The organism is Planctomycetota bacterium, assembly GCA_026387035.1.
Lineage (GTDB): Bacteria > Planctomycetota > Phycisphaerae > FEN-1346 > FEN-1346 > JAPLMM01.
Window position 1 is genome coordinate 1 of the sequence record JAPLMM010000083.1, and the last position, 9,698, is coordinate 9,698.

The following is a 9,698-nucleotide window of genomic DNA, read 5'->3' on the forward strand; positions in this document are numbered from 1 at the left end:
CGAGGTCTATCACACCATGTTCGCCCGCGCCTGGTCCGAGGCCGGTCTCGCCAACCGCCCGACGCATAACCCCCTCTACGCCTCCGGCGAGCCGCCCGGCTACTACTACGTGACCGAACCGGTCTGGCCCATGCTGCTCGGCCTGGCGTGGCAGGCGACGGGCTTGGTCCCCTGGGTCGCGCAAGCGTACCAGGCCCTCTGGTACGCGCTCGTGCTGGCACTGGTGTGGGCGCTCGGGCGGGATTTGCTCGGTCCGCGGGGCGCCCTGGCTGCGGTCCTCGCGGCCATCAGCATCCCGATGGTCGGCGCGTTCTCGGTCATGCTCTACGTGGACACGGCGGCGACGGCGGTGATCCTGGCGGCGGTCGTGCTCCTCCTGAGGCGGCACTATTTCTGGGCGGGGGTCCTCGTCGGCCTGGCGTACGTCACGAAGCGGAACACGGCCTTCCTCGTGCCGCCCATGGCGCTCTGGATCGTTCTGGAGGAAGGTTCCCTGTGGCAGCGCGCCCGCCGGGTCGGCCTTTTCGTCCTGCCCGCGGTGCTCGTGGTGTTGCCGGACCTGGCGTGGCGGCGCCACTGGATCCCGGGCGCCAGCGATCCGGTCAATCCGGCCCACCTTCTCGCGCGCATAACCACGTTCTTTTCGCCCCAGCGACTGTCGTCGAACGTCAACAATCCGATTCATCTGCTGATGTACCTTGGCTGTGTGCTGCCGCTGCTCGCGGCGGCGTACGTGGCGCGCCGCGCGTGGGAAAAGGCGGACCGTTGGCTCTGGCTTTTCATCGCCCTCTACCTCGTCACGCTCTTGCTGATCTTCACGCTGGATACCGATGTCCGCTACCTCATGCCCATCGTGCCGCTCTTCGCTGTCGTAATCGCCCGCGGCCTGAGGGGCTGGTGGAACAGGCGGTGGGTGCTGGTCGCGCTGGCGGCGGTCGCCTTTGCCCAGTTGGGGGTTTCCGCGGTGCGGGTCAACCTGGCACGGCGTCTGACGCCCGGCCAGCAGGCGGTGTTCGCCTACCTCGATCCGCAGAGGATCGAGACTCTCCTTCGGGCCAACCGGGTCGATTACATCTGCGTGGAGAAGAGCCGAATCCTCTCCGGCCCGCTCGCCAAAGCCGAACGCGGGGGATACCCCAGCGCCTTTGTGGACTTCCTTCCGCACCTTCCGTTCCTCGAGAAGGTCGCGGGCCCCTGGCGTGGCACAATCACCTTGTGGAAGGTGAAGGGCGACTTCCGTTGGCCGGCTCGCGACGCGCCGGGGACTGACAGCCCGCCTCCGCTGGAACGCAGCCCATGACCCAAGCGGACAACACCACTCTGTACCGCAAGATCACGGGGAATACGATGTACCTGTTCCTCGCGCAGGGGCTGGGGGGCGTCGGGCTGTTCCTCTCTTACGTCGTGGCATCCCACCTCCTCACGAAGGGCCACGACACCTCCGCGTACGACACCTACATCCTGGCGACCAGCGTCGGCGTCTTCTTCCTGTCGGTGTCCGAACTGGGGCTGACGGAAGGGACGACGCGGCTGGTGGCATCGCTCCTCGGCCGCGGGCTCCGGCAGCAGGTGCCGGCGGTCGCGCTGCGGGGCCTGGCGATCCTCCTGGTCGCCGGAACCGCGGCGGCGCTTGTCACGTTCGCGGGCGCCGATCCAATCGCCCGCATCATCGGGAGCCCCGCGTCGGCGCCTTTCATCGCCCTCTCAGCGCTGTGGATCGTGCCGATGGCCCTGGTCCGCGTGCCGACCAGCGTCTTCGAAGGATGCCAGGAGATGAAGTACTCCTCCCTGGCCGCGATCGTCCGCGAGCCGCTCAAGGTCGTTGTCCTCCTCGCCCTGATCCCCCTCGGGTTTACGGTGCGGCTGGCCGTCTGGGGCTGGGTCGTCTGGTCGGTCGTCATGGTGCTCTTGACGCTGGGTCTGATGGTCATGTTCCTGCACAAGCAGGGCCTTGGACTTCGCGTCAGCGGGCGATGGGAAGGCCGGGGGCTGCTCGCCTCCAGCCGATACCTCTACCTGCCGCACCTGAGCGCCTGCCTGCTGCCGGTGCTGCTGCGGCTCCTGGTGAACCGGTTCAGCCCGACGGGCGGCGTCGGCGCCTTCCATAACGCCATGAGCCTGGCGACGCTGACGATGATGGTCTTTCTGCCGATCTCGCAGGCGCTCCTGCCCGCCTTTGCCCACGCCCACGCCCGCAGGCAATCGCTCGAGGCCCTGGCCCACACCGCGACGCGGATCGTGGGCCTGGTCGCGTTCCTCGGCCTGACGTTCTACTCGTTCTTCTCGGGCCGACTGCTGGCGATCTTCTATGGGGCCGCCTACCAGGAAGCGGGTCTGTTCCTGGCGATGGCGGTTGTCGGCGTCTTCTTCGACTCGTTCAAGGTCATCACGAACCCTCTGCTGAAGGGCGCGATGCAGGCCCGCGCGGTCACCTGGATCGAGGTCGTCCGTCTCGTCGTGACGCTGGCGACGGGCGTCCCGCTCACCATGCGGTTCGGGCCGCTCGGCATGATGGAGGGTTTCGTCCTCGGGTGCATCGTGACGACGGTCCTCCAGTTTTTCTACGCGCAGCAACTCCTGGGCATCCATTGCTGGGCGGACACGATCCTGCCCGCCGTCTGGGCGGCGGTGCTGTGCGGCGGCTGGATGGCCGGTCACTACTTCCCCGACCTCGGCCCGCAGGTCACGGTCCCGGCAGCGCTGGGCATCGTGGCGGTCCTGATGATCGTCCGGCCGCCCGTCACCCTGGCGGAACTGCAGACGATCTGGCGGATCGTAGTGTCGCGGCAATCCGCGGCCGCGGCGCGCCCTCGGGGAAACGGCTACTGAGGAGCCCATCATGGCGAGACTTCTGTCCATCCTCTCCGGCGAGGCTCAGCGCCTGGCCCTGGGCGCCCTGACCGTCCTGGGGCGGGTCTACCCGGCCAACCGGCGCTCCGGGACGTTCGTCTCCGACGCGGAGCCGGCCATCCTCGGCGGAAGCGGGCGTTGCGGCACGACGCTCCTGAGGGTGATGCTCGATTCCCACGGCCGCTTCTCGTGCGGGCCCGAATCGGACTTGTTTCTCGACAAGCCTTTTTTTCCCTTCGGGCCCAAATCGGACTTTTTTCGCGACAAGCGCGTTTTTCTCGAACTGCTCGCGCGAAACTTCGACATCCCTCTCGCCGAGGTCGCGCGCCTGTTCCACCAGGCGCGCTCGCGCGCCGAATTCGCCGACCTCTTCTTCCGCCTCTATTGCGAAAGCACCGGCAAACCGCGCTGGGCCGAAAAGTCCCCCGACAACCTCCTGAACCTCGAGTTCATCCGCGCCGCCTTTCCGCGCTCCAAGTTCATCCACATTCTCCGCGACGGCCGCGACGTCGCCTGCTCCTTCCGCACCCACCCCCGCCACGTCGTCCGCCGAGGCCGACTCGTGCCCACCCACAATTGGCATCCCATTCGCTGGTGCATCGGCCGGTGGGTCCAGGCCGTCGAGACCGCACGCCCCTACCGCGGCCAGCCCTGGTACATGGAGGTGAAGTACGAAGACCTCGTCGCCTCGCCCCGCGAAACGATGCGCAGGATCCTGGACTTCCTCGGCGAGCCGTGGGACGAAAACGTCCTCCACTTCCAGGACGTGCCGCGCGACGCCACCCGGTTCCCCGCCAACGTCGAAGCGGTCGGCCCGTTGAAGCAAAGCGCAGCCGGCCGATGGCGACGCGACTTCAGCGACGAGGACAAACGGATCTTCAAGGAAATGGCCGGGCCCCTGCTCGTGGAAGTCGGCTACGAAACGTCCGACGACTGGTAGCCGGACAGACCGCTACAGGTATCCCAACTCGCGCAGGCGCTCTTCCACCGTCCGGCGCGACGCTTCATCGTAAGGCTCCGCGGCCGCGGCCGCCGGCACCCCGCGCCTCGGCGCCAAGCGAATCGGATGCGCGGCGCGGAACGGCTCCGCGACCATCTCTTCCAGCGGCCGACCGTCCATGTCCTCCGGAATCGGCACCCCCATCAGCCGCAGCACCGTCGGCGTCACGTCCGCGACGGTCGCCCCCTCGAGCCGCACTCCCGCCCGCACGTCCGGCCCGCAGGCCAGAAACACCCCTTCCGGCCGATGGGTGCCCGAGTCGCAGAACTCCACGCCGCCGAAGTACCCCTCGGCGTCGAATCCGAACTGCACGGCACAGGTGCAGCGGTAGTCGTCCAGCACGAAGATGAGGTCGGGCGCGCTCCCGACAAAGGGCCCCTGGTAGGCCTCGCGTCCGCGGCGCATCTTCGTCACGATGGGCCGGCCGGAGCGCGGGTCCTGCACCTCCGCGAGCCGCTTCTCGAGGTCCGCCAGCACCGCCTCGTATTCCGCGCCTTCGGAGACGATGCCGTCGGGCTCCCGGCCCTTGAGGTTGATGAAGATCTCGCCGAAAGCCTCGCGCGCGTAGGCGCGTGTGCGGCTCCAATCCACGTCCTCGTTCGACGTGACGAAGCCGATGGCCCGCTCCGCCAGGACGTTCGGCACGAGCCGGCCGATCCAGTTGAACCGTCCCCGCAACCACGACAGCAGCCGATAGGCCCGGGGCAGAAATTTCCGCCGTTCCAGAAATCGCCTCAGCCGGCCCCGCGCCGTGTCTTTCAGCGCCAGGAAACCCTGGTCTGCGAGCCACTTGTTAACGTACATGACGCGGTCGTGCAGCCCCGCTCCGTGGTCCGACACCACGAGGACGTTGCAGTCCGGGCCGACGAGTTCCAGAATCCGCCCTACGGCCGCGTCCAGCGCCTCGTAAACCGCCCGGGCCTCGCGCGCCAGGTCGCTCGCCTCCTGCGTCGGGTCCGTCAGCACGTGCCAGACCTTGTGCTGGAGCCAGTCCGACTCCATGAACACGAACATTCCGAAGTCCACCGGCCGCGTCTCGAACAGATGCTCGATCGCCCGAACCCGCATCCGCACCAGGTCGCCGAGTTCCCGCACGTAGGGCAGCGGCGTGCTCGGACTATAGACCTGGCTGGTCCACGTCCGGTACCCTCCGACCGCCTCGTGAAGTTCCCGGCCCAGGGCCTCCGGATGCGTGAACGTCTTCGTGACGTCGGGCGTCATGAAACAGCCGACGAGATACCCGTTGACCTCGCGCGGCGGCCAGGTGACCGGCGCGTTGAAGACGCCGACCCGCAGGCCCGCGCGGCCGACGTGGTCCCAGAGGCGCGGCGCGCGGCAGGTCCGCTCGTCGATCAGTTCGGTCTCGTACCCGCCCGGCCGCAGACGCAGGAACCCGAAGATGCCGTGACCGCCCGGATCGCGGCCCGTCGTGATCGTCGCCCACGCGGGCGGGCTGAGCGGCACGTCCAGCGATTGCAGAACGCCCCGCGCCCCCTTCGCGGCCACCTTCGCCAGGTTCGGAAGAACAGCAATATATCGCACGCCGCTGCGGCCGCAACCCCAAAGCGCCTGAGCCGGCCCACGCCCGCCCCTCGGCGGAAAAAGGAATGAACGCCTCCCCGGGCCCCCGTATAATTGCCGCCAACTCCAAGGAACCCTGCCCTCATGTGCGGCATCGCGGGATTCAACTGGGAAGACGGCGACCTCGGCCGGCGGATGAACGTCCTCCAGGCCCACCGCGGACCGGACGGCGAGGGCCTGCGCGTCGCGGACGGCGTCACGCTGGCCCACCGGCGCCTGGCCATCATCGACCTCTCGGATCCGAAGCCGCACCGATTCCGAGACAATCGTCCACGGCTACGAGGCGTGGGGCCCGGCGTGCGTCGAGCGGTTCAACGGCCAGTTCGCCTTCTGCATCCACGACGTCAAGGGGCATCGGCTCTTCCTCGCGCGCGACCGATTCGGCGTCAGGCCGCTTCATTTCTGGCACGCCGGCCGGCGCTTCGCCTTCGCCTCGGAGATCAAGGCGCTTCTGGCCTGCCCCGACATTCCGCGCCGGGCGAACGATCTGGCCGTTTACGATTACCTCGCCTACAACTGCTATAACCACACCGACGCCACCTTCTTCGAGGACGTCCGGGCCCTGAGGCCGGGGCATCGCGCGACCTTCGACCTGGATTCGGGTCGGCTGGCCATCGAGCAGTTCTACGAAATCCCGCTCCGCGACCCGGCGGACCCCGGTCTGGCCACCGCTTGCGACGAGTTCCGCCGCCTGTTCTACGACGCCATTTTCCTGCGCCTCGTCCGGGCCGACGTCGAGGTCGGCTCGTGCCTATCGGGCGGGCTCGATTCCTCGAGCATCGTCTGCGGACTCCATGCCCGCGCGCCCGACCGCATCCGCGGGCACAAAACCTTCAGCCTCACCTTCCCCGACAAACCCGAGGTCAACGAGTCGCATTATGTGGATGAAGTCGTCGCCCGGACCGGCGTGGACGCCAAACGCACCACCAGCCATACGGAGAAAATCCTCGGCGACCTCGAACGACTGATTTACCACCAGGACGAACCCTTCGGCGGCCCCAGCATCTACGGCCAGTGGGAAGTCATGCGCCTCGCCGGCGAGCACCACATCAAGGTGCTCCTGGACGGCCAGGGCGGCGACGAACTCCTGGCCGGGTACTTCTTCTTCTACGGATACCACTTCCTGGAACTGGCGGGGCGGGGCCGGCTGATGGAACTCGCGCGGGAATTGGGCGGCTACCGGCGCCGGCATCGCGGCGTGTGGGACGGGCTTCTCGCCCCGCTCCTCTTCCTCGCGCCGAGGTTCCTCAAGCGGCGCCTGACGCGGCGATACCTGCGCGTGCCGATCCGGACCGACTTCGCCCACCGGTGGGCTTCCGCCAGCACCGTCCCCGAAGAGATGTACCGCCGGATGCCGCTCAACCGCGCCCTCAAGATGCGCTTCGAGGTCAGCCTGCCGCAACTCCTGCGCGAGGAGGACCGCAACTCAATGGCCTACTCCATCGAGTCGCGCCTGCCGTTCCTCGATCACCGCCTCGTCGAGTTCGTCATGAATCTGCCCGGCGGCTACAAGATTCACCGCGGCCAGACGAAATACGTCCTGCGGGAGGCGCTGCGCGGCGTGTTGCCCGAGGACATCCGGACGCGGGCGGGGAAACTCGGTTTCGGCACGCCCATCAACGATTGGCTTCGCTCGCCGGAAATGTCGGCCTTCGTCCGCGAGGTGTTCACCTCGCCCGAGTTCCGCGGCCGGCCCTACCTCGACCCCGCGCGCATCCTCGCCCTCTTCGAGGACCACCAGGCCGGTCGGACAGATTCCTACCAGACCATCTGGAAGGCGCTGAACCTGGAACTGTGGCTGCGGCGTTTCATCGACCCGGCTGAGGTCGCGCCGGCCTAGCGCGGCGAGGCCAGGAACTTCCGTATCGCTTCGATGAATTGCCTGCGGTGCACACTCGGTTGGGGCCGGACCTGGCGCGCTTGAAGCGCCTCGCGCACTGCGTCTTCGAGCCGCTCGATGTCCAAGACGACGCGAACGCCCTGGGTCTCGGCCAACTCGCGCGCCAACTGCATCTGATGGTCGTCGGTGTCCAGTTCGCCCGCGTCCCTTCGGCGCGGCACGATGATGAGGGGCTTGCAAAAGAGAAACGCGTTGAGCACCGTCCCCGCCCCGCAGTGTCCGACGACGAGGTCCGCGTCGCGGAAGAGCCGCAGCGCCTCGTCGAAGCGGACGAAACGGACGTGGCGCGCATGCTTCGGCTCGTAATCGACGGCCCCGCGCTGGATGAGGACGTCGACGCCGAGGCGCCCGGCGATGCGGTCCATCGCCTCGACGAGCCGCGTGAAGTCCAGCCCCTTCTCCGACGAGCCGATGGTCACGAAGATCACAGGAGCCTCCCGTGGTACTCCGCCCGGGGGCCGTAATGCCGCAAAAGGCCCGGCCACTGAACGAACACGCGGTCGGCCAGATGGTAGGCGATGCGGCCGGTCAGCGACGGCGTGTCGATCCGCGACACCGACTCGATGAAGAGCGACGGGCAATGGAAAAACAGGCGGTTCACCAGCAGGGCCGGCAGCGCCACCTCCGCCCCCGTCGAGATGACGTACTCGACCCGCTCGCGCCGGAAGATCCGGAAGAACTTCCAGAGCGCGACCGCCATCCCCATCAGGACGCCGAACGGAACCCGGTGACCCCAGTAAACGGGCAGAAAGTGGATCGCCCGCATCTCCTCGAGTTCGATGCCCCGGACCGCCGTGAACCCCGTGACGCAGAGGATGAAGTCGTGCTCGCCCTGAAGTTCGCCGGCAATGCTGACGGCCTGCGTCAGATGCCCGCCTGCGCTCGACACCAGACACACCTTGGCCATCCCTTCGCCTCCGTCCGCGATCGCCGGAAAATGGGGTCAGACCCCATTTTTATAAGTCTCGTTTTTGCAACGGGTTAAGTTAACCATTTTCCGTCTTACGTCCCCGCAGGGCCCGCCACGCCCGCCGGGACAGGCCCATCACCGCGCCGGCAGCCACGCGGCCGGCCGTTCGCACGAGGTCCATCCGGTACGGGTGGAAAATGATGTTCGAGAGAACCTTCCGGTACCGGAGGACGAGGAACTTGCGGTGGATGCGGCACAACTCCTCCGCCGTCAGGTGCTCCGACAGGTTGATTAGATGCTTCGGGTCCACCACCATGCCGTACGTCAGCCGGCTCCAGTCCATGTCGTTGGACACGAGGCCGCGGCCGAAGGCGTATTCCCAAATGGGCGTGCCGGGATACGGGATGAGGATGTTGACGTCCGTGATCGCCAGCGGCGCCTGCTTCAGAAACGCATATGTCTCCATCATCTGGTCCCGCGTCTCGTGGGGCGAGCCGATGATGAACGAACCCGAGACGAAAAACCCGTGCCGGTGCAGAATCTCGATTGCCTCCCGGTTTTGCTCCACCGTCACCCGGTCCTTCAGGAATGCAAGCGTCTCCTCGCAACCCGACTCCAGGCCCATATTCACGCTGGCGACGTTCATGGCCTTGAGGACCTCGGCCATTTCCTCGCTGACGATGTTCGCGCGGGCGTTGCAGGTGAACTTGACGCACCCCACGAGCCGGCGCTCCTCCAGCAGCCGTGCGATTTCCTTCAGCCGCGCGAGGTTCGCGCAGAAAAGGTCGTCGTAGAATGAAATCAGCGACACGTCGTAGCGCTGGATCAGTTCCTCGATCTCCGCGACGACGTACTCAGCCGAGAAGAATCGCACCTTGCCCGGCCAGTAGCGCGTCGAGGCGCAGAACGCGCACCGGTACGGGCACCCGCGCGACGTGAACATGTACGCGTGCCGGGGCACCGGCGCCAGCCGGCGGTCCGGGAACGGAATCTCGTCGAGCGGCTGAATGTGCGTCACCGGCTCGGTCTGGAAGACCGACCCGTCGGCCTCGCGAAACGCAACGCCCGGGATCTCGCGCAGCCGGTCGTGTGGAAACGCGCCCGTCTCCTCCCACAGGTCCAGGAGCCGAAGGATCGTCCGCTCGCCCTCGCCCAGCGCCGCCACGTCCATCTCCGGGTACAGCGACCCGGGAAGCATCGAGACGTGGATGCCGCCCACGAGGACCGGCAGGCCCCGCGCCTTGGCGGCCCGGGCGCACTGGCGTGCCCGGCCGAAGTACGCGCTCGTGGAACTGATGGCCACGAGGTCCGGGCGAAACTCGTCCATCGCCCGCTCGACCCGGCGGTCGGCGTGGCGGATCGCGTACCGTCCCGGACGATCGCGATGGATCACGCTCGCCAGGTACTGGACCCCGAGCGACGGCTGGCGGAGGTCCAGTTCCAGTTCCGGGTTCAGC

8 protein-coding genes are annotated in these 9,698 nt (G+C 67.4%); 4 read left to right on the plus strand and 4 right to left on the minus strand.

Going from position 1 to position 9,698, the window contains the following annotated elements:
• From NTX40_02775 to NTX40_02785, 3 genes are all read left to right on the plus strand, one after another.
• A partial coding sequence (locus tag NTX40_02775; GenBank protein MCX5648012.1) for a glycosyltransferase family 39 protein occupies positions 1–1,300 on the plus strand: 1,300 nt, incomplete at its 5' end.
• Positions 1,297–2,829, plus strand: coding sequence for a lipopolysaccharide biosynthesis protein (locus tag NTX40_02780; GenBank protein ID MCX5648013.1), 1,533 nt, complete (start codon positions 1,297–1,299; stop codon positions 2,827–2,829). The genes NTX40_02775 and NTX40_02780, both read left to right, overlap by 4 nt.
• A 10-nt stretch (positions 2,830–2,839) precedes the next feature.
• Entirely contained in the window at positions 2,840–3,790 is a 951-nt protein-coding gene (locus NTX40_02785) for a sulfotransferase (GenBank protein ID MCX5648014.1), read from the plus strand.
• A gap of 12 nt (positions 3,791–3,802) precedes the next feature.
• On the opposite strand, the gene NTX40_02790 is transcribed toward NTX40_02785, so the two are convergent.
• Entirely contained in the window at positions 3,803–5,392 is a 1,590-nt protein-coding gene (locus NTX40_02790; protein MCX5648015.1) for an alkaline phosphatase family protein, read from the minus strand.
• Positions 5,393–5,696: 304 nt separating this feature from the next.
• Between NTX40_02790 and asnB the strand changes: the two genes are divergently transcribed.
• Positions 5,697–7,271 (plus strand): asparagine synthase (glutamine-hydrolyzing), encoded by a 1,575-nt coding sequence (asnB, locus tag NTX40_02795; protein ID MCX5648016.1) that lies wholly within the window; start codon positions 5,697–5,699, stop codon positions 7,269–7,271.
• Here asnB and NTX40_02800 read toward each other — a convergent pair.
• From NTX40_02800 to NTX40_02810, 3 genes are all read right to left on the minus strand, one after another.
• A complete protein-coding gene (locus tag NTX40_02800; protein ID MCX5648017.1) occupies positions 7,268–7,759 on the minus strand; it encodes a glycosyltransferase in 492 nt (163 codons plus the stop codon). The genes asnB and NTX40_02800 overlap by 4 nt on opposite strands.
• Positions 7,756–8,238: a hypothetical protein gene (locus NTX40_02805; GenBank protein MCX5648018.1), complete on the minus strand. Its 483-nt coding sequence runs from the start codon at positions 8,236–8,238 to the stop codon at positions 7,756–7,758. The genes NTX40_02800 and NTX40_02805 overlap by 4 nt, the downstream gene beginning before the upstream one ends.
• Before the next feature lie 79 nt (positions 8,239–8,317).
• On the minus strand, positions 8,318–9,698 hold a 1,381-nt coding region (locus tag NTX40_02810), incomplete at its 5' end, for a radical SAM protein (protein ID MCX5648019.1).